A 24,171-nucleotide genomic window follows, 5' to 3' on the forward strand; every position below is an offset into this window, starting at 1 on the left:
ACGCTGCGAGGTGGCTATGACATCACTTCCACTGAGCGACGCGCTCTTTGCCTTACAACGTGCCACGCCGCTGGTGCATTGCATTACCAACTATGTGGCAATGAACAGCACGGCCAACTGCCTGCTGGCGATTGGCGCATCACCTGCCATGCTCCATGCCCCAGAGGAGGTTGCCGAGTTTACGCGCCTGGCTGGTGCACTCTCGATCAATATTGGCACGCCCTCACCCGCCTGGGCAGAAGGCATGCAACTGGCGGCGAGTACCGCGCAAGAGAGCAATACCCCTTGGGTATTTGATCCGGTCGCGGTAGGCGCCACCCGCTATCGCCAGGCGCTTTCCCAAACCCTACTGACGTATCAGCCCAGCGCTATTCGCGGTAATGCCTCGGAAATCATGACCCTGGCAGGCCTTGCTAATGCTGGGCGTGGCGTGGATGCCACTGCCTCTACCGAGGAGGCGCGTGAAAGCGCCATCGCACTTGCCAAACGGCAGGGTTGTATCGTGGCGATGACCGGCGAGTATGATTTCATTACCGATGGCACCCAACACTGGCGCATTGCTGGCGGGCATGTATTAATGCCGCGGGTAACTACCTTAGGCTGCGCCTTAAGCGCTTGTGTTGCCGCGTTTATCGCCGCCAGGCCTGAAGCACCACTTGCTGCCACGGCCGCGGCGGTGGCCTGCTTTGCGGTTGCCGGGGCGCGCGCCGGTAAGCTCGCAACGGGGCCCGGTAGCTTTCAGGTCGCCCTGCTGGATGCTTTTTATCAGCTGACGCCTGAAGATCTTGATCAGTTTATCGGCCTGGAGAAAGCCTGATGCGTTTCGATCTTTCACTTTACCTGGTCACGGATGCAAACCTATGCGCGGATTTCGGCCTTGAACGCACTGTGGTTGAGGCGGTAAAAGGGGGTGTTAGTTTTGTGCAGCTGCGCGACAAGCACGCAAGCGATGCCCACATGATCGCTCAGGCAAAACGCTTGAAAGCCGTGCTTGCAGGTAGCGGCGTGCCGCTGGTGATTAACGACCGCTTGGAAGTTGCCCTGCAAAGTGGCGCTGATGGCCTGCACGTTGGCCAAAGCGATACGGCCGTCCAAGAGGCGCGTGCCGCACTCGGCCCGGACGCCCTTGTAGGGCTTTCGATCAATACCCTTGAGCAGCTGCATGCTGCACCGGTTAGCCTGTTGGATTATGTAGGCCTTGGCCCGGTATTTGCCACGCCCAGCAAGCGCGATCACGCCGCCCCCCTGGGATTTGAAGGTCTGGCACAGCTGGCTGCCGCCTCATCACTGCCAAGCGTCGCCATTGGAGGGCTTAAGGCAGAGCATGCCGAGCAGGTATTCCAGACTGGCGCCCACGGGCTTGCCGTTATTTCCGCCATCTGCGGGCAGGCCAGCCCTTTTGATGCCGCTCGCGCCTTTGCGCGCGCCAAGCCTCAAGGCGAGTAGCCATGCCCCCACTTGAATCCATCGTTGCGTTTGTACGCGTGGCTGAGCTTAAAAGCTATACCCGCGCAGCCGAGGCGCTGTCCCTATCACGTACGCGTATTTCGCGGCTGGTCATGACGCTGGAAGACTCGCTGGGCGTGCGTTTGATTCAGCGCACCACGCGGCGCCTGCATCTGACCGCGGAGGGCGAGCGCTATCTCGCCCATGCCCAGTCCATTCTGCAGGCCCTGGATGAAGCCGCCGCCGATGTGGGCAGCGGCCTTACCGAGGTGCGCGGCTGCTTGCGTATCAACGGACCGATGAGCTTTGGTGTTCGCCACCTTTCTCCGCTGGTGGCACGCTTTATGGCCGAGCACCCAAGCCTTGAAGTGCGCCTTGATCTCAACGATCGCCGCGTAGACCTTCTCGAAGAGGGTTACGACGTGGCCATTCGTATCGGCAGCCTGCCGGATTCCAGCCTGATTGCCCGGCGTTTGACACGCTGTCGAATGCTGTTTTGCGCCTCACCTGACTACCTTGCCCGGTATGGCACGCCCGCGACCCTTGAAGAATTGAAGCAGCACCACTGCCTGCGCTATCGCAGCGGCCCTGCCAATGGCGACTGGCGATTCGACAATATGACGCTGGCTGTTCAGGGCCCGCTTGAAAGCAATAACGGTGATGTTCTGACCCATGCCGCCGAGGCAGGCTTGGGGATTGCCCACCAACCCAGCTTCCTGGTGGCCGAGAGTATCATCCAAGGACGCCTAGTGCCGGTTCTGGCCCATATTGCTCCTCGGATGCTGGATATTCACGCTCTCTACCCGGCACGACACTTCTTGCCTGCCAAGGTGGAGCGCTTTATCGAGCTGCTGGCGGATGCCTGGGGCAGCCCGCCTCTTTGGGAACGTGACATGGGATTGTCGCCTATTGCGCAACAGTGATGTTCCTTTATAGTGGATTATCTTCGCCTTAAAGAAACGTAAAGTGTCTTCATTGAGATCGCCCCCCTATTCAATGGAGCACCCCATGCAAACATCTGCTGTAACGACTTCTGCCGTTCAACCTCATGCCATTGCGCTGCTGCGCGTATCACTGGGCGTCATGGCGCTTTCTCACGGACTGCTTAAAGTGTTCGTATTCACACTGCCCGGCACCGTGGGTTACTTCGAGTCTTTGGGCTTGCCCGGCTTTATGGCTTATCTAACCATTATCGGTGAGCTGGGAGGCGGCTTGGCGCTGATCTTGGGCATCTATACACGTTGGATCAGCCTTGCCATGATACCGCTACTTTTGGGTGCCACGTCTATCCACCTGGGCAACGGCTGGGTGTTCTCCAACGCCGGCGGCGGCTGGGAATTCCCGCTGTTCTGGAGTATTGCCCTTCTGGTGCAGGCAGGTCTGGGAGGTGGCAGCGCTATTGCTAACCGCCGCTTCCGCTAGCCCTTTGTACATGCCCCGGCCGCTTGCCGGGGCTTACTGTCAGGAGAATTCGCCATGTTACCTAGTCTTTTCATCTCTCACGGCTCTCCGATGCTGGCCCTTACGCCGACGCCTGCACACCGTTTTTTGCGTGAACTGGGCCAGACGCTAAGCCCCAAGGCCGTCGTGGTGGTTTCCGCCCACTGGGAGACGCTTTCTCCCAAAGTGAGCACCAGCGCTTGGCCGGAAACCATTCATGATTTTGGCGGCTTCCCCCGCGCGCTGTTCGAGTGCCAGTATCAGGCTCCCGGCGAGCCTGAACTTGCCAAACGCGTGGCCACGCTTTTGGATGCCCAATGCGTGGAGCGCGGGTTCGATCACGGCGCCTGGGTGCCGCTTTCGCTGATGTTTCCCAAAGCGGATATTCCGGTGGTCTCAGTATCGCTTCCAGTACGCTGGTCGAACAGCGAACTGGCCGGGTTAGGCAAGCGCCTGGCCGTACTTCGCGCCGAGGGCATTTTAGTGATTGGCTCGGGAAGCCTGACGCACAACCTTTACGAAATCATGCCGCAGGACAGTCAGGCGCCCGGGTGGGTCGATACGTTCGCTGATTGGGTCAATGCCAGGTTGGCTGATAATGATCGCAAGGCGCTGCTTAACTGGCAAGAAGCCCCGCACGCCCATGACAACCACCCAACGCCTGAACACTTTCAGCCGCTGTTAGTGGCCATGGGAGCGGGCGGTAAGGCAAGTCAGCTGCATCACAGCGTTGAGCACGGGGTGCTGGCCATGGATGTCTATGCGTTCGCCTAGGCTTCCTGGATAGCTTAAACCTGTAGCGCTTGCCGAATTGTGGCATAAAAAAAGCCCCTCCTGGCTGAGATCAGATATCTCGGCCAGCAGGGGCTTTTATTGGCTGATCTACAAGCTGGCGTTGACCACCATACACTCCATGCCTTGAAGCTCTAGCTCTCGGCAGGCTTCGCGAGCATGCTGTTCATCGAGCGCGACCAGGCGCGCCCGATAGACCGGTGTCTGGCCTTCCAGGGTATCCACGGCAACCTGCCCGGCAAGGTTATTGGTCAAGCGTTGAGCGGCCTGCTGAGCCAGCTGCTGGGCCTGGGCTTCGTGGCTAAACGCGCCGACCTGGATGCCCCAGCCGCCGGTCGGGGGTGCTTCAATAAGGCGCTCTCTTTGAATAAAGTCCTGCAACGGATCTGAATTCGAGGCAGTCGACGTTTCACCAGGGCCCTCGATGGTTATCTTGGCCAATTGCTCGTCCACCCTGACGTTTGGGGTAGGTGAAATCGTTGTGGTTTCAACATTAGCAAGCATTTGGCTAGGTGCGTATACCGGCGCTTGGCGCGGGGGAGCTACGGGGGGTGTCGGGCCTCCAAACCCCATAAACTCTTGGGAAAAGCTGGTATCGGCAATCCAGGTGCGGTGATCACGCAACTCAGCACGCATAAAGCCTCTATCCAGCAAACTAGCCATATGGGTATCGCGGGATGCAGCGCTAAAGCCCCCCATGACAACAGCCACTAAACGGCGGCCACCATGTACGGCAGTGGTCGCTACGTTAAACCCAGAGGCACGAATAAAGCCGGTTTTTAAACCATCGGCGCCGGGGTAGTCGCGCACCAGGCGGTTATGGCTGGTGTGGCGCGTGCCTCGATAGGTGAATTCCTGCAGTCCAAAGTAGTGGTAGTACTGGGGGAAATCCTGCATTACGCGCACCGAGAGTGTCAGCATATCCCGAGCAGATGTTATCTGCTGGTCATCAGGCAACCCAGAGGCGTTTCGGAAGGTCGTTGCACTCATGCCCAGCTCTTGCGCCTTCTGCGTCATTAACCGAGCAAACTGCTGCTCGCTGCCTCCCAATGCCTCGCTAATTACCACCGCGACATCGTTAGCCGAGCGGACTGCTAACGCGCGAATAGCGGTATCCACAGGGATACTGCTGCCCGCCGCCAGCCATAGTTTGGTGGCCGGCATGGCCGCCGCCTGGGCGGAAACGGGTAGCGGCTGGTTAAGGCTCAGCTCGCCGTTTTCAAGCGCTTCAAAGGTGAGATACAGCGTCATCATCTTGGTAAGCGATGCGGGATAGCGCGGCGCATCTGCGTTTTCAGAGTAAAGGACTTCGCCGTTATCAAGATCTACCACAATGCCTGCGTAACGCGGATTGGCCTCGGCATCAGCGGCCATAATGGCCATCAAGAACAACATCGTGAATGCCAGCCACGCCCTCGCCAGTTTATTATCGTTAACTCCCCTCGCCGCCATGTCTGCCCCTTGCCGATTAATCTACCCTGGAAACGAAACCCATACATCTGGACGTGACTTGGGCGCGCTGGATTCTGCGCAACCCACATCGCGATTAAAGCGCTGATAACGGTTTTTGCCAAGCCTGAGAGCTCACCATTAGCTCACACTAGACTAGCATGCTCGCCGTACAATTTAACGCCTGTGCTGGGTATAAATGTAGCGAGAATACACGCGCCCAATCGCTGCACAATCTTTGTGACCTGTAAGTCCAGCGTTAGAGCACAAATAGTTCTGAATACAAAAACTCTGCGTAAAAAAGTCGGGCATAAAAACCGGACATAAAAAAACCGACCCTAACGGGTCGGTTTTCATTCTGCCAACAAGATACTGCGACTAAAGATTTACTCTTCAGCAGCGGCTTCTTGGGCAACCGGACGGTCTACTAGCTCAACGTACGCCATGGGCGCGTTGTCGCCGGCGCGGAAACCGCACTTGAGAATACGGATGTAACCACCCGGACGCTCGGCGTAACGCGGACCCAGCTCGTTGAACAGTTTGCCGACGGCTTCTTTGGAACGTGTGCGAGAGAACGCCAAACGACGGTTCGCAACGCTATCCTGCTTGGCTAAGGTAATCAGCGGCTCGATAACGCGACGCAGTTCCTTGGCCTTAGGCAGGGTTGTCTTGATGACTTCATGTTCGACCAGCGAGACAGACATGTTCTTGAACATGGCCTGACGATGCGAGCTGGTGCGATTCAGATGACGACCACTCTTACGATGACGCATGGTTGTAATTCCTTACCAAACTGGGACTCGAGTCGACACTCACGCGGAGGCCTTGTCGTCCTTCAAGCTAGCGGGCGGCCAACTTTCCAACCGCATACCGAGGGACAAGCCGCGCGCCGCCAAAACGTCCTTGATTTCATTCAAGGATTTTTTACCGAGGTTCGGTGTCTTCAACAGCTCAACTTCAGTGCGCTGGATAAGATCACCGATGTAGTAAATATTCTCGGCTTTAAGGCAGTTCGCGCTGCGAACGGTCAACTCAAGATCGTCTACGGGGCGCAATAGGATTGGATCAACATGATCCTCTTCCTCTTCGACTTCCTGCTCTTTATCAGCTTCCAGGTCGACGAAGGCGGCCAGCTGCTCTTGCAGAATGGTCGCACTGCGACGGATAGCCTCTTCCGGATCCAAAGTACCGTCGGTTTCCAGATCGATAATCAACTTATCGAGATCGGTGCGCTGCTCAACACGAGCGGCTTCAACCGAGTAGGAAACACGGCGGACAGGGCTGAAGGTGGCATCCAGCTGCAGGCGGCCAATAGCACGGGTCTCTTCATCAGAGCCACGGGCGTCAGCCGGTTCGTAACCACGACCCAGCGCTACCTTAAGCTGAATTTTCAGCTCGGCACCTTCATTGACATGTGCAATGACGTGGTCCGGGTTGACGATTTCGACGCTATGATCAAGCGCAATGTCGCCAGCAGTGACGACGGCTGGGCCCTGCTTGTTCAGCGAGAGCACCGCCTCATCGCGGCTGTGCATCTTGATCGCAACATCTTTCAAGTTCAGGAGGATTTCGATGACATCTTCCTGCACCCCTTCGATCGCACTGTACTCGTGCTCTACACCAGCAATTTCAGCCTCTACCACGGCAGCGCCGGGCATAGACGAAAGCAGAATGCGACGCAGTGCATTCCCCAGGGTGTGACCAAAACCACGCTCGAACGGTTCGAGAACGATCTTGGCATGATGTGCGCTGATTTCTTCGACCTTGATGTCGCGAGGACGAAGAAACTCTGTCACTGAACGCTGCATATGAACACCTTTCAGGCTGCCAAACGGATACTGAGTTCTTAAGAACACGTACTCAAGAGCGTCTGGGCGGTTAGCTTTGCTACCCCGCCCAGGCTTCAAGAAGCAGATTAATTAACGCCGCTTACTTGGAGTACAGCTCGACGATCAGGTTTTCGTTGATGTCGGCAGTCAGGTCACCGCGTTCAGGCAGAGCCTTGAAAGTGCCTTCCATCTTCTTGGCGTCGATTTCGATCCAGACGATATCGCCACGGTTGGCCGCAATGGACAACGCGCTTTGAATACGAGCCTGGTTCTTCGCCTTTTCGCGAATGGCAACAACGTCACCCGGCTTCACTTGATAGGAAGCAACGTTAACGGTGCGGCCGTTCACGGAAATCGCCTTGTGGCTAACAAGCTGACGCGCTTCAGAGCGAGTCGAGCCAAAGCCCATACGGTAGACGACGTTATCCAGTCGGGATTCAAGCAACTGCAACAATACTTCACCAGTCGCACCTTTCAGGCGAGCAGCTTCTTTGTAGTAGTTGCGGAACTGTTTTTCGAGTACGCCATACATGCGACGTACTTTTTGCTTCTCACGAAGCTGCAAGCCGTAGTCTGAAAGACGCTGACGACGTTGGCCGTGTACACCCGGAATCTGCTCGGATTTACACTTTTTCTCGAACGGAGTCACGCCACTCTTCAGGAAGAGATCGGTGCCTTCACGACGAGACAGTTTGCACTTCGGTCCAATATAACGAGCCATGAATCTGTCTCCTTAAACGCGGCGTTTCTTAGGCGGACGGCAGCCATTATGGGGAATGGGCGTCGCGTCTACGATGCTTTGCACGCGGAAGCCTGCGGCATTGAGTGCGCGCACGGCGGATTCACGACCGGGACCTGGGCCTTTAACCAGTACGTCTACGTTTTTCACACCATACTCGGCTGCAGCGGTCGCTGCACGTTCGCTTGCCACTTGAGCAGCGAACGGGGTGCTCTTGCGAGAACCACGAAAACCCGAACCACCGGCAGTTGCCCAAGAAAGAGCATTGCCCTGGCGGTCTGTGATCGTCACGATCGTGTTGTTAAAAGAGGCATGGATATGCGCTACGGCATCCACAACCTGCTTTTTAACCTTTTTACGGTTACTACGCGGGTTAGCCATGTTGATGTCTATTCCTGTCTTTACGCCAGAACGTGCGTGTTATTTGCGGATCGGCTTACGCGGGCCCTTACGGGTGCGCGCGTTAGTCTTAGTCCGCTGACCACGCAGCGGAAGACTACGACGATGACGCAGACCACGGTAGCAGCCTAAGTCCATGAGACGCTTAATGTTCAGCGTAACATCACGACGAAGGTCGCCTTCTACGGTGTACTTACCAACTTCAGAACGCAGGGTATCCAGCTCTTCGCCAGACAGATCCTGGATCTTGGTAGTCAGCTCGATACCAGCAGCAGCACAGATGTGCTGAGCGCGGGTACGGCCAATCCCGAAGATATAGGTCAGCGAGATCGCCGCATGCTTGTTGTCCGGGATATTGACGCCTGCAATACGGGCCATCAGCTTACTCCGAAATTTGAGCGGCTTGCTCGTTTATTCATCTACAAAAGGCGCAACAGCATACCCCTTTTACTGCCCTAAGGCAAGGGGTATGCCAAACACCCACTTAAAACAGCGCAGGAATTAACCCTGACGCTGTTTGTGCCGTGGTTCGACGCAGATAACGCGGACAGCGCCATTGCGACGAATGATCTTGCAGTTACGGCACATCTTCTTTACGGAAGCTCGAACTTTCATCGTTCTCTCCAATACGGGCGACGCGCCTCAGCGCATGATGCCGCCGCTACCGTAGCCTTTCAGGTTGGACTTCTTCATCACCGAGTCATATTGATGCGACATGAGATGCGATTGCACCTGGGCCATGAAGTCCATGATGACCACCACCACGATCAGAAGCGAGGTGCCGCCAAAGAAAAATGGCACATTCCACGCAACGATCAGGAACTGGGGCATCAGGGAAACCGCAGTGATATACAGGGCACCGAATAAGGTCAGACGAGTCATGACTTTATCGATATAGCGAGCGGTCTGCTCGCCGGGGCGAATGCCCGGCAGGAACGCACCTGACTTTTTCAGATTGTCAGCTACATCCTTGGGATTGAAGACCAGCGCTGTGTAAAAGAAGCAGAAGAATACCACTGCCGCCGCGAAAAGCAAGATGTAAAGCGGTTGCCCGGGGGCTAATGCTTGAGAAGCTCGCTGCAACCACTCCATACCTTCACCAGCACCCACCCACTGACCGATAGAGGCCGGGAAGAGCAGAATACTGGAAGCGAAGATCGCAGGAATAACACCTGCCATGTTCACTTTCAAAGGCAGGTAGCTGCTTTGACCTGCATACATCTTGTTGCCAACCTGGCGACGTGGATAATTCACTTTCAAGCGGCGTTGGCCGCGCTCAATGAACACTACGAATGCCACGGTGGCAATACCTAGCACTGACAGCGCTAACAGCGGGAGAACATTCCAGGCCCCTTCGTTACGAGCGAGCTCGAACGCTTGCCCTACGGCACTGGGCAGCCCAGCGACGATACCGGCGAAGATCAGCAGCGAAATACCGTTGCCGATCCCCTTCTCGGTAATCTGCTCACCTAGCCACATCATAAACACCGCGCCTGACACAAACGTAATCACGGCGGTGAAATAGAAGCTAAAGTCAGCGCTGTAAGCGATGCCTTGGCTAGCCAGACCCACCGACATGCCGGTAGCCTGGACAAGAGCCAGTATCACCGTACCGTAGCGGGTGTACTGGCTAATTTTTCGGCGGCCAGCCTCACCTTCCTTCTTGAGCTGCTCAAGATGGGGTGAGACCGCAGTCATCAGCTGCATGATAATCGACGCTGAAATATAGGGCATTATGCCCAACGCGAGGACGCTCATGCGCTCCAGGGCGCCACCCGAGAACATGTTGAACATGCCCAGGATGGTGCCCTGTTGCTCCCTAAACAAGGCAGCAAGCTGGTCAGGATTGATACCGGGAACGGGAATATGGGCACCAATACGGTACACCACGATGGCGAGGAGCACGAAGCGCAAACGCGCCCACAGTTCACTCAGACCGTTGCCCTTCGCCGGCATATTTCCTGACTTGGCCATTTAGTCCTCTACCTTGCCGCCAGCAGCTTCGATCGCTTCACGGGCACCTTTGGTGACCTTGATACCACGAACGGTAACTGCTTTGTTCAGTTCGCCTGAAAGGATAATCTTCGCGTGTAGCGTCGCATCCTTCAGCACGTTGGCTTGCTTCAGTGTTTCCATGGTGACTTCGTCACCGGCAACTTTAGCAAGCTCGGCCAGGCGTACTTCTTCAGACACCAGCGACTTGGCTGATGTGAAGCCGAACTTCGGCAGACGACGCTGTAACGGCATCTGACCGCCTTCGAAACCAGGCTTGACGCTACCGCCACTGCGTGATTTCTGGCCTTTGTGACCACGGCCGCCGGTCTTGCCCAGACCGGAACCGATACCACGACCAACGCGCTTTTCAGCGTGTTTGGAGCCCGGTGCCGGGCTCAGGGTATTGAGTTTCATGGATTACTCTCCCTCAACGCTCACAAGGTAGTTAACCTTGTGGATCATGCCGCGTACGGCAGGGGTGTCTTCCAGTTCAACCGTGTGACCGATGCGACGCAAACCCAGGCCCTTCATAGTAGCCTTGTGCTTGGGTAGAACGCCGATGGTGCTGCGGATCTGGGTAACCTTGATCGTTGCTGCCATGGTGTCTTACCCCGTGATCGCTTCGACAGACAGACCGCGCTTGGCGGCCACGTCTTCCGGTGCTTGCATGGCAGAGAGACCTTTAACAGTCGCTCGAACCACGTTAACCGGGTTGGTGGAACCGTAGCACTTGGCCAGTACATCGTGGACACCAGCAAGCTCTAGTACAGAGCGCATGGCGCCACCGGCGATGATACCGGTACCTTCGGAAGCCGGCTGCATGTACACCTTGGAAGCACCGTGACGGGCTTTTACCGGGTACTGCAGAGTGTGGCCTGCGAGGTTAACCTTGACCATATTGCGACGAGCCTGGTCCATCGCTTTCTGGATCGCGACCGGCACTTCACGCGCCTTGCCACGACCGAAACCAACACGACCTTTACCATCACCAACGACGGTCAGTGCGGTGAAGCCGAAAATACGACCACCTTTGACCACCTTGGCGACGCGGTTAACCTGCACTAACTTCTCTTGCAGATCGCCGCTTTGCTGTTCGTTCTTCGCCATCGTAAAACCCTTTAGAATTCCAGGCCGCCTTCACGAGCGGCGTCGGCCAGAGCCTTGACGCGACCGTGATACTTAAAGCCAGCACGGTCGAAGGCCACCTGGGTGATGCCTGCTTCTTTAGCGCGTTCGGCAATCAGAGCACCGACCTTGGAGGCCGCATCTGAATTACCGGTCGCACCCTCGCGCAGTGCTTTGTCCAGCGTTGAAGCGCTGGCCAACACTTTGCCACCATCCGGCGAGATAATCTGCGCATAGATGTGACGCGGGGTACGGTTGACGCACAGGCGATACACGCCCAGCTCGCGGATCTTGGCGCGAGCGCGGCGGGCACGACGGAGACGAGATTCTTTCTTCGCGTTCATAACCCTGCCTTACTTCTTCTTGGCTTCTTTGCGACGCACCTGCTCGTCGGCGTACCGAACACCCTTGCCTTTATACGGCTCAGGCGGACGGAAGGCGCGGATTTCCGCGGCGCACTGACCGAGCATCTGCTTGTCCGCGCTTTTCAGCACGATAGTGGTGTTCTTCGGCGTTTCCGCTGAGACACCTTCAGGCAGTTGGTAGTCGACCGGGTGCGAGAAGCCCAGTGAAAGATTGAGCGTCTGGCCCTTTGCTTGGGCACGATAACCGACGCCAACAATTTCGAGAGTTCTTGTGAAACCCTCAGATACGCCCGTTACCAGGTTCTGAACCAAGGCGCGGGTAGTACCGGCCATTGCCCAGCTCTTGGCAGACTCACTCGGGGCGAAGGTCAGCTGGCCATCTTCCTGACCAATCACCACGTCCTGGTGAATGGTCATTGACAGCGTGCCTTGGCCGCCTTTGGCGGTCAGCTGGTCGTCGTTGATTTTAACCTCAACGCCGGCAGGCACTTTAACCGGATATTTCGCTATGCGGGACATTCCAGCCTCCTAGAATACGGTGCAGATGACTTCGCCACCGACACCCGCCTGGCGCGCGGCACGATCGGTCATGACACCATTTGACGTGGTGACAATCGCGATACCCAGGCCGTCGGCCACCTTAGGCAGGTTGTCCTTGCCTTTGTACTGACGCAAAGACGGCTTGGAAACACGCTGAATGTGCTCAATAACCGGCTTGCCCTCAAAGTACTTGAGAGTCACGGTCAGCTGGGGCTTGACGCCTTCAGCTACTGTGAAGTCGGTAATGTAACCTTCTTCCTTTAGCACGCGGGCCACTTCCACTTTCAGCTTGGAAGACGGCATGACTGCCGTCTCTTTGGTGGCCATCTGCGCATTGCGGATACGGGTACACATATCCGCCAGAGTGTCTTGCATGCTCATTTAATGTGCGCTCCTGATGATTCTACGTAGCGTTACCAGCTGGACTTTTTCAGACCAGGGACGTCGCCACGCATGGCGGCTTCACGCAGCTTGTTACGGCCGAGGCCGAACTTGTTGTAAAAACCGTGCGGACGACCCGTGATGCGGCAGCGGTTACGCTGACGAACCGGGCTTGAGTCACGCGGCAGTTGCTGCAGCTTCAGCGTCGCCTCGAAGCGCTCTTCCTCAGACGTGTTAACGTTTGAGATGATTGCCTTGAGCTCAGTACGCTTGGCCGCATACTTCTCGACCAGCTGCGTACGCTTGAGCTCACGCTCTATCATACTTTTCTTAGCCATGATCCAACCCTTATTTTTTGAAGGGGAAGTTCAACGCGCTCAGCAGCGCACGACCTTCCTCATCGGTGTTGGCGGTAGTAGTGATAGTGACGTCCAACCCACGGATACGATCGATCTTATCATACTCGATCTCCGGGAAGATGATCTGCTCACGCACACCCATGGAGTAGTTGCCGCGACCGTCAAAAGACTTCGGGTTAAGACCACGGAAGTCACGCACGCGAGGGATTGCGATGTTCACCAGACGGTCCAGGAAGTCCCACATACGCTCAGCGCGCAGTGTTACTTTGACACCGATTGGCCAACCTTCACGCACCTTGAAGCCCGCGATGGACTTGCGTGCCTTGGTCACCAGCGGCTTTTGACCAGAGAGTTTCTCCAGGTCGCCGATGGCATTGTCGATCAGCTTTTTATCACTAACCGCTTCGCCGATACCCATGTTCAGAGTCACTTTTGTGATCCGGGGTACCTGCATTACGTTGGCGTAGCTGAACTGCTCTTTGAGCTGAGCTACCACCTCGTTTTGATAACGTTCTTTCAAGTTCGCCATTTTGCTACCCGACTCGCGTTAGGCGTCGATCTGCGTCTGCGTCGACTTGTAGATACGTACCTTGGTACCGTCTTCCTTAACTTGGAAGCCGACGCGATCCGCCTTACCGGTCTCCGAATTGAAGATGGCTACGTTGGACGCGTGAATCGGAGCCTCACGCTCGACGATACCGCCCTGATTTCCCGCCATGGGATTTGGCTTGGTGTGACGTTTAATCATGTTCACACCGGACACCAAGAAGCGGTTTTCTAATACCCGCTTAACGGTGCCACGTTTGCCTTTATCCTTCCCGGCGATGACGATGACTTCATCGTCACGTTTGATCTTTTGCATATCCGCCTCGCTCCTTACAGCACTTCAGGCGCTAGGGAAATGATCTTCATGAACTTCTCATTACGAAGCTCACGAGTAACCGGCCCGAAGATGCGCGTGCCGATCGGCTGTTCGTTGGTGTTATTCAACAAAACTGCCGCATTTCCATCGAAACGGATCAGCGAACCGTCACTACGACGGACGCCACTACGGGTGCGAACAACTACCGCTTTCAGGACCTGGCCTTTTTTGACCTTGCCGCGAGGGATAGCTTCTTTCACCGTTACTTTAATGACGTCACCAACGCGGGCGTAGCGACGGTGTGAACCGCCTAGCACCTTGATGCATTGCACCCGGCGCGCTCCGCTGTTGTCGGCGACATCCAGCATTGTCTGAGTCTGAATCATCGGTTTTCTCCAAACCTAATCTGACTGCACTGGTTGGACAAACCCAGGGTATTAACCCTTGGCTTGCTCGACCACCTCGACCAGCGTCCAGGCTTTCTTCTTGGAAAGCGGACGGCACTCCTGAATGGAAACCGTATCGCCTGCCTTAGCCTGGTTCGCCTCATCATGGGCGTGCAGCTTGGTGGAGCGCTTAACGTATTTTCCGTAGATCGGGTGACGTTCACGACGCTCGATCATAACGACGATGGATTTATCCATCTTGTCGCTCACCACCTTGCCGGTGAGCGTACGGGTTTTTTTCTCTTCGGCCATCTCAATCACCTGCCTTCTCGTTGAGCATAGTCTTAACGCGGGCGATATCCCGACGGACCTGCTTGAGCAGATGAGTCTGGCTCAGTTGGCCAGTGGCCTTCTGCATGCGCAGGTTAAACTGCTCGCGGAGTAGCTCGAGGAGCTGCTCTTTGAGCTCTCCTGCGGACTTTTCACGAATTTCCTGTGCTTTCATCACATCACCGTCCGTTTCGCAAAGGTGGTGGACAAGGGCATCTTCTGAGCGGCCAGTTCAAATGCTTCACGAGCCAGCTCTTCGGATACACCTTCAATTTCGTACAGGACCCGACCCGGTTGGATCTGGGCTACCCAGTACTCAACAGAACCTTTACCTTTACCCATACGAACTTCGAGCGGCTTCTTGGAAATCGGCTTATCAGGGAAAACGCGGATCCAGATCTTACCGCCACGCTTAACGTGACGTGTGATCGCACGACGGCCGGCTTCGATCTGACGCGCAGTGATGCGGCCGCGACCAGTAGCTTTCAGACCGTATTCCCCGAAGCTGATCTTGCTTCCGCGATGCGCCAGGCCACGGTTGCGGCCTTTCATCATCTTGCGGAATTTCATACGCTTGGGCTGTAACATCGACTCGCTCTCCCCTTACCTGGAACCTTTCTTCTTGGGCGCGTTGCCGGCAGGCTGCTGTTGCTTAGCCTTGGCACGTACTTCCTCGATACCACCGAGGATTTCGCCCTTGAAGATCCACACTTTGACGCCGATAACGCCGTAGGTGGTGTGAGCCTCAAAGGTGGCGTAGTCGATATCAGCACGCAGGGTATGCAGCGGAACGCGACCTTCGCGGTACCATTCGGTACGTGCGATTTCAGCACCACCAAGACGACCTGACAGCTGAATCTTGATGCCGCCAGCGCCAAGACGCATTGCGTTCTGTACCGCGCGCTTCATGGCACGACGGAACATTACGCGACGCTCAAGCTGACCCGCTACGTTAGCAGCAACCAGCTTGGCATCCAGCTCCGGCTTGCGAACTTCTTCAATGTTCACATGAACCGGAACACCCATCATTTCGGTAAGATCGCGACGTAGACGGTCGACATCTTCACCTTTTTTACCAATCACGATACCCGGACGGGCAGTATGAATGGTGATGCGGGCGTTGTTAGCCGGACGCTCGATGTGAATGCGGCTTACGGAAGCGCTTTTCAGACGCTCTTCCAGGAAGCTGCGCACTTCGAGATCGTTATTGAGCTTATCGGCATAGGCGCCGCGCTCGGCATACCAGACAGAAGCATGGTCTTTGACGATGCCCAGTCGAATGCCTGTTGGATTGACTTTCTGACCCATCTGGTCGACTCCTACTTCTCGGCTACCTTGACGGTGATGTGGCAGGTGCGCTTCAAGATACGATCCGCACGGCCTTTGGCGCGCGGCTTGATACGCTTGAGCGTCATGCCCTCATCGACGCAGATGGTCGAGACACGCAGCTCGTCGATGTCCATGCCGTTATTTTCTTCCGCATTCGCGATGGCGGACTGAAGCACTTTCTTGACCAGCTTGGCAGCCTTCTTCGGTGAGAAGGTCAGCAGATCAATAGCTTCGGCGACCGGTTTACCGCGCACCTGGTCAGCCACCAAACGGGCCTTCTGTGCGGATAAAGCAGCGCCACTCAGCTTAGCTGTGACTTCCATCTCTAAATCCTCTCTGGCTTACCGTTTGGCTTTCTTGTCCGCAGCATGCCCGCGATATGTGCGAGTAGCAGCGAATTCGCCAAGTTTATGACCCACCATTTCCTCGGAGACGTGCACCGGGACATGCTGGCGTCCGTTATGGACTGCGATGGTCAGACCTACCATGTTGGGCAGGATCATCGAACGACGCGACCAGGTCTTGATCGGTTTGCGATCGTTCTTCTCCACTGCAGCCTCTACCTTCTTCAAAAGATGAAGGTCAATGAAGGGACCTTTCTTTAGTGAACGTGGCACAGCCGTTACCTCTTAATGTCTTGGCAATTTCGATTAACGCGTCTTGTTACGACGACGAATAATCAGCTTGTCGGTGCGCTTGTTCTTACGCGTCTTGTGACCCTTAGTCGGCACACCCCATGGGGATACCGGGTGACGACCACCACTGGTGCGGCCTTCACCACCACCGTGCGGGTGATCCACCGGGTTCATCGCGACACCGCGAACAGTCGGACGCACGCCTCTCCAGCGCTTCGCACCGGCCTTGCCAAGTTGACGCAGGCTGTGCTCGGAGTTGCTCACTTCACCCAGGGTCGCGCGGCACTCGGCCAGTACTTTACGCATTTCGCCAGAGCGAAGACGTAAGGTGGCGTAGTTACCTTCACGAGCGACCAGCTGGGCGCTAGTACCGGCACTGCGAGCAATCTGCGCGCCTTTGCCCGGCTTAAGTTCAATACCGTGAACGGTAGAACCAAGCGGTACATTGCGCAGAGGCAAGGCATTGCCTTTCTTGATGGGCGCGTTAACACCTGATTCCAGCACGTCACCCGCGCTGACACCTTTCGGTGCAATGATGTAACGACGCTCGCCATCTGCATATTTCAATAGTGCAATATGCGCACTACGGTTCGGGTCGTGCTCCAGACGCTCAACGGTGGCCGGAATGCCATCCTTGGTGCGCTTGAAGTCGATCAACCGGTAGTGATGACGGTGACCACCGCCCACGTGGCGGGTGGTGATACGACCGTAGTTATTACGGCCACCGGACTTGGACTGTTTTTCCAAAAGCGGTGCATACGCACGGCCCTTGTACAGTTCCTCGCCAACGATCTTGACGACGTGGCGACGACCGGCGGAAGTGGGTTTGGTCTTGACGATTGCCATTTTCCGTACTCCTGCCCTTATTCGGCGCCAGAGAAGTCTTCGAGCGTTTCACCCGCAGCCAGGGTCACATACGCTTTGCGGTAACCCTTACGCTGGCCAACGCCGTGTGCAGTACGCTTGGTTTTACCCTTCATGTTCAGTACCTGAACATTACCGACCTTCTTGCCGAACAGTGCTTCAACGGCTTTCTTGATCTCGGGCTTGGTAGCATCAGTTGCCACCTTGAAAACGTACTGGTTGCGCTCTGCAGCCATCGCGGCCTTTTCGGTCACGTGCGGTCCAAGCAGAACCTTGAATACGCGTTCCTGGTTCATGCCAGCTTCTCCTCGAATTTACGCAGGGCGGAGACGGTAACCAGGACCTTATCAAAGGCAACCAGGCTAACCGGGTCAGCTGCCGCGACATCCACCACGTCAACGTGGGGAAGGTTGCGTGCGGCCAGATAGAGCTTTTCGTCGACTTCTTCAGTGACGATCAACACTTTTTCAAGGTTGAGCTCTTTCAGCTTGGCAGCTACCTGCTTGGTCTTGGGCGCTTCGACGCTGAACTCTTCAATAGCGACTAAACGCTCTTGACGTACAAGCTCAGACAGGATGGAGCGCATCGCCGCGCGGTACATCTTGCGGTTAACCTTCTGGGTGTAGTCTTGCGGACGTGCCGCGAAGGTTACGCCGCCGCTGCGCCACAGCGGAGAGCGGATGGTGCCGGCACGTGCACGACCGGTACCTTTCTGGCGCCATGGTTTCTTACCACCACCACGTACGTCGGAACGGCTCTTTTGAGCGCGAGTACCCTGGCGGCCACCGGCCAAATAGGCGGTAACAACCTGGTGTACTAGTGCTTCGTTGAATTCTTTGCCAAAAGTGGCGTCGGCTACTTCAACGGTACCCGTGCCTGCAGCAAGATTCAGATTCATTGGTAATTATCCCCTTCAGCCAGCTTTCACGGCGCTGCGAACGATAACGTCGCTACCGGGTGCTCCCGGTACAGCGCCCTTGATCAGCAGCAGGTTACGCTCGGCGTCAACACGGACGATCTCAAGGCTCTGTACGGTGCAACGGGTATTACCCATTTGACCGGCCATTTTCTTGCCTTTAAATACGCGACCTGGTGTTTGACACATGCCGATAGAACCCGGCGCGCGATGCGACAGGGAGTTACCATGGCTGTTGTCTTGGGTACGGAAGTTCCAGCGCTTAACAGCACCCTGGAAGCCTTTACCCTTAGAGGTGCCAGTCACGTCGATTATTTGACCAGCTTCAAAGAGGGATACAGTGAGCTCGCCGCCCACTTCAGGAGCTTCTTCACCTTCTGCAAGGCGGAATTCCATCAGCGAACGACCAGCTTCAACACCCGCCTTGGCAAACTGTCCAGCTTGCGCTTTGGTGAGGTGCTTGGCTTTACGAGAACCTGTAGTGATCTGAATCGCTGCGTAGCCGTCAGACTCAATGGTCTTAACGCGCGTAACACGATTAGGATCAACTTCAATAACGGTCACGGGCACAGATGCGCCATCTTCGGTAAAGACACGGGTCATCCCGGCCTTTTTACCGACTAAACCGATAGTCATACTCAGTCTCCTATAGTGTACGGGGCTATCACCCGCTATGGCTGCCCTTTCCAGAGCATTCCACTAGCACATTGTGTGGCGCCTCACGGCGCGGCGGCTGCTGATCGTACTAACTCGCAATGCGAGCGACGAACGCTGGGCCGCAAGTGTCTAGTGTAATTAGTCGAGCTTGATTTGCACGTCTACGCCAGCGGCGAGATCGAGCTTCATCAACGCATCAACAGTTTTCTCGGTCGGCTCAACGATGTCGAGCACACGCTTGTGCGTGCGAATCTCATACTGGTCACGCGCATCTTTGTTGACGTGCGGTGAAATCAGGATGGTATAACGCTCGCGGTTGGTCGGCAGCGGAATCGGTCCACGAACCTGAGCACCAGTACGTTTAGCGGTTTCAACAATCTCCGCTGTGGACTGATCGATCAGGCGATGGTCGAACGCTTTCAACCGAATGCGAATCTTCTGGTTCTGCATTTGCCCTAAACTCCAATGGATGTCGACGGCGCGAGCCGTCTACCCACGCATTCAAAGGATGCGCATTATAGGCACGCCAAAAGCCCATGTCAAACATTTGCTAATGGTGCGCAGAAAAGGGGGCTCCCAGGAGCCCCCTTTCTCATTCAAGTAAAATGATTACTGAACGATTTTGGCCACAACACCAGCACCAACGGTACGGCCGCCTTCGCGAATCGCGAAGCGCAGACCTTCATCCATGGCGATTGGAGCGATCAGAGTAACAACCATCTGAACGTTGTCGCCCGGCATTACCATTTCAACACCTTCCGGCAGTTCACAAGTACCCGTTACGTCAGTGGTACGGAAGTAGAACTGAGGACGGTAGCCCTTGAAGAAAGGCGTGTGACGACCGCCTTCTTCTTTGGACAGTACGTAAACTTCTGCTTCGAAGGTAGTGTGCGGGTGGATGGTGCCCGGCTTGGCCAGAACCTGACCACGCTCAACGTCATCACGCTTAGTACCACGCAGCAGGGCGCCAACGTTCTCACCAGCACGACCTTCGTCGAGCAGTTTGCGGAACATTTCAACACCGGTAACGATGGTTTTGGTGGTGTCGCGGATACCCACGATTTCCACTTCTTCACCGGCTTTAACGATACCGCGCTCTACACGACCGGTAACAACAGTACCACGGCCAGAGATAGAGAATACGTCTTCGATCGGCATCAGGAACGGCTGGTCGATAGCACGCTCCGGCTCAGGGATGTACTCATCCAGAGCTTTGATCAGATTAGCAACAGCGGTAGTACCCATGCCGTTCTCATCTTCACCGTTCAGAGCCATCAGCGCAGAACCAGTGATGATCGGAGTGTCGTCACCCGGGAAGTCGTACTGGTCGAGGAGTTCGCGAACTTCCATCTCTACCAGTTCGAGAAGCTCTTCGTCATCGACCATGTCCGCTTTGTTCAGGAACACAACGATGAACGGAACGCCAACCTGACGAGACAGCAGGATGTGCTCGCGAGTCTGCGGCATCGGGCCGTCAGCGGCAGAACATACCAGGATCGCGCCGTCCATCTGCGCAGCACCGGTGATCATGTTCTTGACGTAGTCAGCGTGTCCTGGGCAGTCAACGTGAGCGTAGTGACGCTCTTCTGACTGATATTCCACGTGTGAAGTCGCGATGGTGATACCACGCTCGCGCTCTTCAGGAGCGTTATCGATAGTATCGAATTCACGCCAGTCGCCGCCGAAAACCTCAGCAGACACGCGGGTTAGGGCCGCTGTCAGAGTCGTTTTACCGTGGTCGACGTGACCGATGGTGCCGACGTTGACGTGCGGTTTGGAACGTTCGAATTTTTCCTTAGCCACTGCTATAACCTCTTTACGTTAGCTAACGGTTAACCGTTTTGATTGATGACGGCTTCAACGACGCTGGAGGGCGCCTCCTCGTACTTCGCGAACTCCATAGAGTAGCTCGCACGGCCCTGGGTTTGTGAGCGCAGGTCGGTTGCGTAACCGAACATCTCACCCAGTGGCACCGTTGCACGAATGACTTTACCAGCAGAAGAGTCATCCATGCCCTGCACCAGACCGCGACGACGGCTCAGGTCACCCATGACGTCACCCATAAATTCTTCGGGAGTCACGATTTCGACCTTCATCACCGGCTCCAGCAGCACGGCCTTGGCCTTCCTGGCACCTTCCTTCACTGCCATAGAAGAAGCAATCTTGAACGCAGTCTCGTTAGAGTCTACGTCGTGGAAGGAGCCGTCGAACAGCGTCACTTTAACGTCGATCATCGGGTAGCCCGCGATGACACCGTTTTTAAGCTGCTCGTAAGCGCCTTTCTCCACCGCAGGGACGTATTCCTTCGGAACCGTACCACCTACGATCTCAGAGTTGAACTTGAAGAAGATTTCGTCTTCGCCTTCACCCTTGTCTGCAGCAGTCAGCGGCTCGATACGCAGCCAAACGTGACCGTACTGACCACGACCACCGGACTGACGTACAAACTTACCTTCCTGCTCGACATTGCCGCGAATAGTTTCGCGGTATGCCACCTGCGGCTTACCGATGTTCGCCTCAACCTTGAACTCGCGACGCATACGGTCAACGATGATGTCCAGGTGAAGCTCACCCATACCAGATATAATGGTCTGGCCGGTTTCTTCGTCGGTTTTAACCTGGAAAGAGGGATCTTCCTGAGCCAGCTTGCCCAGTGCAATACCCATTTTTTCCTGGTCAGCCTTGGACTTCGGTTCAACGGCTACCGAGATAACCGGATCCGGGAACTCCATGCGCTCGAGAACAATCTTGTTATCGATATCGCACAGGGTGTCACCTGTGGTGACGTCTTTCAGGCCGATACACGCAGCGATATCGCCGGCGAGTACTTCCTTGATTTCTTCACGTGAGTTGGCGTGCATCTGAACGATACGGCCAACACGCTCTTTCTTCTGCTTAACGGAGTTATAAACACCGTCACCAGATTTCAGAACGCCCGAGTAGACGCGGATAAAGGTCAGCGTACCAACGAAGGGGTCGGTCGCGATCTTGAATGCCAACGCTGCAAACGGAGCATCATCATCTGCTACACGCGTAGCGATGGTGCCGTCTTTATCGTCCAACTCACCTTCGATCGCCTTAACTTCAGTCGGCGAAGGCATGTATTCGATAATGCCATCCAGTACCGCCTGAACGCCTTTGTTTTTAAAGGCAGAACCACAGGTAACCAGAACAATATCGTTAGCCAGAGTACGCGCACGAAGGCCAGCTTTGATCTCTTCGATCGTCAGCTCACCACCTTCCAGGTACTTCTCCATCAGCTCGTCAGAGCCTTCGGCAGCAGCCTCAACCATTTGCTCGCGATACTTCTCGGCAGTTTCTTGCAGCTCAGCCGGAATATCAACGAGTTCAAAGTTCATACCCAGACTGGCTTCATCCCACAGGATAGCCTTCATCTGGATAAGGTCGACAACGCCCTTAAAGTCTTCTTCTGTGCCCCAGTTAATCTGGATCGGCACAGCATTCGCGCCCAGACGCTCTTTCAACTGGTCAACGACCATGAAGAAGTCAGCGCCGGTACGGTCCATCTTGTTGACGAAGACCATACGCGGTACTTCGTACTTGTTGGCTTGGCGCCATACGGTCTCGGTCTGCGGCTGAACGCCGGAAGAACCGCACAGTACAACGACCGCACCATCAAGAACACGTAGAGAACGCTCAACTTCGATAGTGAAGTCAACGTGCCCAGGCGTATCGATGATGTTGATGCGGTGCTCGTCGAACTGCTTGGCCATACCTTGCCAGAAGGTGGTTACAGCCGCAGAGGTGATAGTAATACCACGCTCTTGCTCCTGCTCCATCCAGTCTGTCGTCGCAGCACCGTCGTGTACTTCACCTACCTTGTGAGAAAGGCCGGTATAGAACAGGACGCGTTCAGTCGTCGTGGTTTTACCCGCGTCGACGTGCGCTACGATACCAATATTGCGATAACGCTTAAGTGGTGTCTTGCGTGCCACGGTGAAACTCCCGTTAGTTGGCGATGCTCGTTAATTTAGCAGCGGTGAAAGTGAGCCTTACGCCACCGCCGCCATCACAACATGATAGCGGCGGGGTGTTGCAACAAAGCGACTCGACTTACCACTTTCAACGACGCCATGCTGAAACAACGTGCATATATAAACGCGAACTCTACAAACACTGCGCTTACAAACGCCGTACCTAGAAACGCCGTTCTTAGAAGCGACGCTCTTAGAAACGATAGTGCGAGAAAGCTTTGTTGGCTTCGGCCATACGATGCACGTCTTCGCGCTTCTTAACAGCCGAACCTTTACCTTCTGCCGCATCCAGCATTTCACCAGCCAGACGCTGAACCATCGTTTTTTCACCGCGACGACGTGCCGCGTCTACCAGCCAGCGCATAGCGAGCGCTTGACGGCGTGACGGACGAACCTCAACCGGCACCTGATAGGTCGCACCACCTACGCGGCGCGACTTTACTTCGACCATCGGCTGGATAGTTTCCAGCGCCTTGTCGAAGATTTCCAGCGGCTCTTCTTTACTACGCTCGGCAACCTTGTCCAACGCACCATAAACAATGCGTTCAGCTATGGACTTCTTGCCACTGACCATCAGGTGGTTCATGAACTTCGCCAGACGCTCACTTCCGAACTTAGGATCCGGCAGGATTTCGCGTTTAGCTACAACTCTTCTTCTAGGCATGATAAGCCCTCAATTAAGGATCCTTCAGGTAAACCCGGGACTCGCGCTAGGCATTCAATACCTTGCATTGCCCGACCTTACTCTTATCAGACCGTCATATTCATTTTGAACATTACGCTGCATTACGCAGCGAGACGGCAAGCGGTCTTAAGACTTCGGACGCTTGGTACCGTACTTGGAACGACCCTGCTTACGGTTCTGTACGCCGGAGGTATCAAGGGCGCCACGAACGGTGTGATAACGCACACCTGGCAAATCCTTTACACGGCCGCCGCGAATCAGAACAACAGAGTGCTCCTGCAGGTTGTGACCTTCACCACCAATGTAAGAAGAAACTTCGAAACCGTTGGTCAGGCGCACACGGCAAACCTTACGCAGGGCCGAGTTCGGCTTCTTGGGGGTAGTGGTGTATACGCGCGTACATACGCCGCGTTTTTGCGGACAAGCCTGCAGCGCGGGCACGTCACTTTTAGTAACGGGGCGCTTGCGCGGCTTACGCACTAGCTGATTAATCGTTGCCATGGTGTTTAGCTGACTCCAATGGTTGCCTGGCCTTCCAGCGGCTGCGGGCGCACCCACCCCACTGTTAAAGGCTGCGCATTCTAAAGGCTGACCCTAGCCGGCGTCAAGTCTTGCCGGCGGTTTAACCGGCAAGATAGCGTCGTCAGGGCCAG

Annotated in this window: 38 protein-coding genes; 5 read left to right on the forward strand and 33 right to left on the reverse strand. The window is 55.6% G+C overall.

Going from position 1 to position 24,171, the window contains the following annotated elements:
- The first annotated feature begins 16 nt into the window (after positions 1 to 16).
- From thiM to ELY25_RS02455, 5 genes are all read left to right on the forward strand, one after another.
- Positions 17 to 817 carry a hydroxyethylthiazole kinase gene (gene thiM, locus ELY25_RS02435; protein WP_126949717.1) on the forward strand — a complete coding sequence of 267 codons (801 nt, stop codon included), beginning with the start codon at positions 17 to 19 and terminating at the stop codon, positions 815 to 817.
- The gene (thiE, locus tag ELY25_RS02440) at positions 817 to 1,446 is read left to right on the forward strand and encodes a thiamine phosphate synthase (RefSeq protein WP_126949718.1); all 630 of its coding nucleotides are present in this window, start codon (positions 817 to 819) and stop codon (positions 1,444 to 1,446) included. The genes thiM and thiE overlap by 1 nt, the downstream gene beginning before the upstream one ends.
- A 2-nt stretch (positions 1,447 to 1,448) precedes the next feature.
- A complete protein-coding gene (locus ELY25_RS02445; protein ID WP_126949719.1) occupies positions 1,449 to 2,369 on the forward strand; it encodes a LysR family transcriptional regulator in 921 nt (306 codons plus the stop codon).
- A gap of 85 nt (positions 2,370 to 2,454) precedes the next feature.
- Entirely contained in the window at positions 2,455 to 2,868 is a 414-nt protein-coding gene (locus ELY25_RS02450) for a DoxX family protein (protein WP_126949720.1), read from the forward strand.
- A gap of 54 nt (positions 2,869 to 2,922) precedes the next feature.
- Positions 2,923 to 3,660, forward strand: coding sequence for a DODA-type extradiol aromatic ring-opening family dioxygenase (locus tag ELY25_RS02455; protein WP_126949721.1), 738 nt, complete (start codon positions 2,923 to 2,925; stop codon positions 3,658 to 3,660).
- Between the two features lie 108 nt (positions 3,661 to 3,768).
- Here the strand turns inward: ELY25_RS02455 and ELY25_RS02460 are convergent, their stop codons facing one another.
- The 33 genes from ELY25_RS02460 to rpsL all read right to left on the reverse strand — a co-directional run bounded on the left by ELY25_RS02460 (position 3,769) and on the right by rpsL (position 24,019).
- A complete protein-coding gene (locus tag ELY25_RS02460) occupies positions 3,769 to 5,130 on the reverse strand; it encodes a D-alanyl-D-alanine carboxypeptidase family protein (protein WP_236995626.1) in 1,362 nt (453 codons plus the stop codon).
- A gap of 383 nt (positions 5,131 to 5,513) precedes the next feature.
- Positions 5,514 to 5,900: a 50S ribosomal protein L17 gene (gene rplQ, locus ELY25_RS02465; protein ID WP_126949722.1), complete on the reverse strand. Its 387-nt coding sequence runs from the start codon at positions 5,898 to 5,900 to the stop codon at positions 5,514 to 5,516.
- 39 nt (positions 5,901 to 5,939) lie between these two features.
- Entirely contained in the window at positions 5,940 to 6,935 is a 996-nt protein-coding gene (locus ELY25_RS02470) for a DNA-directed RNA polymerase subunit alpha (RefSeq protein WP_126949723.1), read from the reverse strand.
- 121 nt (positions 6,936 to 7,056) lie between these two features.
- On the reverse strand, positions 7,057 to 7,677 hold the full coding sequence (gene rpsD, locus ELY25_RS02475) for a 30S ribosomal protein S4 (protein WP_126949724.1): 621 nt from the start codon (positions 7,675 to 7,677) through the stop codon (positions 7,057 to 7,059).
- 12 nt (positions 7,678 to 7,689) lie between these two features.
- Entirely contained in the window at positions 7,690 to 8,076 is a 387-nt protein-coding gene (gene rpsK / locus ELY25_RS02480) for a 30S ribosomal protein S11 (protein ID WP_009099028.1), read from the reverse strand.
- A gap of 39 nt (positions 8,077 to 8,115) precedes the next feature.
- A complete protein-coding gene (gene rpsM, locus ELY25_RS02485; protein ID WP_018917719.1) occupies positions 8,116 to 8,472 on the reverse strand; it encodes a 30S ribosomal protein S13 in 357 nt (118 codons plus the stop codon).
- A 123-nt stretch (positions 8,473 to 8,595) separates the two neighbouring features.
- A complete protein-coding gene (gene rpmJ / locus ELY25_RS02490) occupies positions 8,596 to 8,709 on the reverse strand; it encodes a 50S ribosomal protein L36 (RefSeq protein WP_081139244.1) in 114 nt (37 codons plus the stop codon).
- Positions 8,710 to 8,736: 27 nt separating this feature from the next.
- Positions 8,737 to 10,068: a preprotein translocase subunit SecY gene (secY, locus tag ELY25_RS02495; protein ID WP_126949725.1), complete on the reverse strand. Its 1,332-nt coding sequence runs from the start codon at positions 10,066 to 10,068 to the stop codon at positions 8,737 to 8,739.
- Complete coding sequence (rplO, locus tag ELY25_RS02500) at positions 10,069 to 10,503, reverse strand: 50S ribosomal protein L15 (RefSeq protein WP_030074208.1); 435 nt, start codon at positions 10,501 to 10,503, stop codon at positions 10,069 to 10,071. It abuts the gene before it with no gap.
- Between the two features lie 3 nt (positions 10,504 to 10,506).
- Positions 10,507 to 10,689, reverse strand: coding sequence for a 50S ribosomal protein L30 (gene rpmD, locus ELY25_RS02505; protein WP_126949726.1), 183 nt, complete (start codon positions 10,687 to 10,689; stop codon positions 10,507 to 10,509).
- 6 nt (positions 10,690 to 10,695) lie between these two features.
- Entirely contained in the window at positions 10,696 to 11,196 is a 501-nt protein-coding gene (gene rpsE / locus ELY25_RS02510) for a 30S ribosomal protein S5 (RefSeq protein WP_071695005.1), read from the reverse strand.
- 11 nt (positions 11,197 to 11,207) lie between these two features.
- Positions 11,208 to 11,558, reverse strand: coding sequence for a 50S ribosomal protein L18 (gene rplR / locus ELY25_RS02515; RefSeq protein WP_008959159.1), 351 nt, complete (start codon positions 11,556 to 11,558; stop codon positions 11,208 to 11,210).
- Positions 11,559 to 11,567: 9 nt separating this feature from the next.
- Complete coding sequence (rplF, locus tag ELY25_RS02520; RefSeq protein ID WP_126949727.1) at positions 11,568 to 12,098, reverse strand: 50S ribosomal protein L6; 531 nt, start codon at positions 12,096 to 12,098, stop codon at positions 11,568 to 11,570.
- A 9-nt stretch (positions 12,099 to 12,107) separates the two neighbouring features.
- Positions 12,108 to 12,500 carry a 30S ribosomal protein S8 gene (gene rpsH, locus ELY25_RS02525; RefSeq protein ID WP_126949728.1) on the reverse strand — a complete coding sequence of 131 codons (393 nt, stop codon included), beginning with the start codon at positions 12,498 to 12,500 and terminating at the stop codon, positions 12,108 to 12,110.
- A gap of 32 nt (positions 12,501 to 12,532) precedes the next feature.
- Complete coding sequence (gene rpsN, locus ELY25_RS02530; RefSeq protein WP_018917727.1) at positions 12,533 to 12,838, reverse strand: 30S ribosomal protein S14; 306 nt, start codon at positions 12,836 to 12,838, stop codon at positions 12,533 to 12,535.
- 10 nt (positions 12,839 to 12,848) lie between these two features.
- Positions 12,849 to 13,388: a 50S ribosomal protein L5 gene (gene rplE / locus ELY25_RS02535; RefSeq protein WP_126949729.1), complete on the reverse strand. Its 540-nt coding sequence runs from the start codon at positions 13,386 to 13,388 to the stop codon at positions 12,849 to 12,851.
- Positions 13,389 to 13,406: 18 nt separating this feature from the next.
- Positions 13,407 to 13,721, reverse strand: a complete 315-nt coding sequence (gene rplX, locus ELY25_RS02540) for a 50S ribosomal protein L24 (RefSeq protein WP_007111996.1) — start codon at positions 13,719 to 13,721, stop codon at positions 13,407 to 13,409.
- Positions 13,722 to 13,735: 14 nt separating this feature from the next.
- Positions 13,736 to 14,107: a 50S ribosomal protein L14 gene (gene rplN / locus ELY25_RS02545; RefSeq protein ID WP_009723896.1), complete on the reverse strand. Its 372-nt coding sequence runs from the start codon at positions 14,105 to 14,107 to the stop codon at positions 13,736 to 13,738.
- Positions 14,108 to 14,158: 51 nt separating this feature from the next.
- Complete coding sequence (gene rpsQ / locus ELY25_RS02550; protein ID WP_009723897.1) at positions 14,159 to 14,419, reverse strand: 30S ribosomal protein S17; 261 nt, start codon at positions 14,417 to 14,419, stop codon at positions 14,159 to 14,161.
- A gap of 1 nt (position 14,420) precedes the next feature.
- Positions 14,421 to 14,612 (reverse strand): 50S ribosomal protein L29, encoded by a 192-nt coding sequence (rpmC, locus tag ELY25_RS02555; RefSeq protein WP_018917730.1) that lies wholly within the window; start codon positions 14,610 to 14,612, stop codon positions 14,421 to 14,423.
- Complete coding sequence (gene rplP / locus ELY25_RS02560; protein WP_007112000.1) at positions 14,612 to 15,025, reverse strand: 50S ribosomal protein L16; 414 nt, start codon at positions 15,023 to 15,025, stop codon at positions 14,612 to 14,614. Before rplP ends, rpmC begins: the two co-directional genes overlap by 1 nt.
- A gap of 15 nt (positions 15,026 to 15,040) precedes the next feature.
- Entirely contained in the window at positions 15,041 to 15,745 is a 705-nt protein-coding gene (rpsC, locus tag ELY25_RS02565; protein ID WP_106374964.1) for a 30S ribosomal protein S3, read from the reverse strand.
- 11 nt (positions 15,746 to 15,756) lie between these two features.
- On the reverse strand, positions 15,757 to 16,089 hold the full coding sequence (gene rplV, locus ELY25_RS02570; RefSeq protein WP_009723900.1) for a 50S ribosomal protein L22: 333 nt from the start codon (positions 16,087 to 16,089) through the stop codon (positions 15,757 to 15,759).
- 18 nt (positions 16,090 to 16,107) lie between these two features.
- Entirely contained in the window at positions 16,108 to 16,383 is a 276-nt protein-coding gene (gene rpsS, locus ELY25_RS02575; protein WP_009098993.1) for a 30S ribosomal protein S19, read from the reverse strand.
- Positions 16,384 to 16,416: 33 nt separating this feature from the next.
- On the reverse strand, positions 16,417 to 17,247 hold the full coding sequence (gene rplB / locus ELY25_RS02580; RefSeq protein ID WP_106374965.1) for a 50S ribosomal protein L2: 831 nt from the start codon (positions 17,245 to 17,247) through the stop codon (positions 16,417 to 16,419).
- Between the two features lie 17 nt (positions 17,248 to 17,264).
- Positions 17,265 to 17,561 carry a 50S ribosomal protein L23 gene (rplW, locus tag ELY25_RS02585; RefSeq protein ID WP_126949730.1) on the reverse strand — a complete coding sequence of 99 codons (297 nt, stop codon included), beginning with the start codon at positions 17,559 to 17,561 and terminating at the stop codon, positions 17,265 to 17,267.
- A complete protein-coding gene (gene rplD, locus ELY25_RS02590) occupies positions 17,558 to 18,163 on the reverse strand; it encodes a 50S ribosomal protein L4 (RefSeq protein ID WP_126949731.1) in 606 nt (201 codons plus the stop codon). Before rplD ends, rplW begins: the two co-directional genes overlap by 4 nt.
- 15 nt (positions 18,164 to 18,178) lie before the next feature.
- Complete coding sequence (gene rplC / locus ELY25_RS02595) at positions 18,179 to 18,817, reverse strand: 50S ribosomal protein L3 (RefSeq protein WP_126949732.1); 639 nt, start codon at positions 18,815 to 18,817, stop codon at positions 18,179 to 18,181.
- Positions 18,818 to 18,976: 159 nt separating this feature from the next.
- Positions 18,977 to 19,288: a 30S ribosomal protein S10 gene (gene rpsJ, locus ELY25_RS02600; protein WP_009098983.1), complete on the reverse strand. Its 312-nt coding sequence runs from the start codon at positions 19,286 to 19,288 to the stop codon at positions 18,977 to 18,979.
- Positions 19,289 to 19,447: 159 nt separating this feature from the next.
- Positions 19,448 to 20,641, reverse strand: coding sequence for an elongation factor Tu (gene tuf, locus ELY25_RS02605; protein WP_126949733.1), 1,194 nt, complete (start codon positions 20,639 to 20,641; stop codon positions 19,448 to 19,450).
- Between the two features lie 29 nt (positions 20,642 to 20,670).
- Positions 20,671 to 22,794 (reverse strand): elongation factor G, encoded by a 2,124-nt coding sequence (gene fusA, locus ELY25_RS02610; RefSeq protein WP_126949734.1) that lies wholly within the window; start codon positions 22,792 to 22,794, stop codon positions 20,671 to 20,673.
- Positions 22,795 to 23,026: 232 nt separating this feature from the next.
- The gene (rpsG, locus tag ELY25_RS02615) at positions 23,027 to 23,497 is read right to left on the reverse strand and encodes a 30S ribosomal protein S7 (RefSeq protein ID WP_106374971.1); all 471 of its coding nucleotides are present in this window, start codon (positions 23,495 to 23,497) and stop codon (positions 23,027 to 23,029) included.
- A gap of 147 nt (positions 23,498 to 23,644) precedes the next feature.
- The gene (rpsL, locus tag ELY25_RS02620) at positions 23,645 to 24,019 is read right to left on the reverse strand and encodes a 30S ribosomal protein S12 (RefSeq protein WP_009098973.1); all 375 of its coding nucleotides are present in this window, start codon (positions 24,017 to 24,019) and stop codon (positions 23,645 to 23,647) included.
- Positions 24,020 to 24,171 lie beyond the last annotated feature (152 nt).

This window comes from Vreelandella populi, from assembly GCF_003989825.1.
Lineage (GTDB): Bacteria > Pseudomonadota > Gammaproteobacteria > Pseudomonadales > Halomonadaceae > Vreelandella > Vreelandella populi.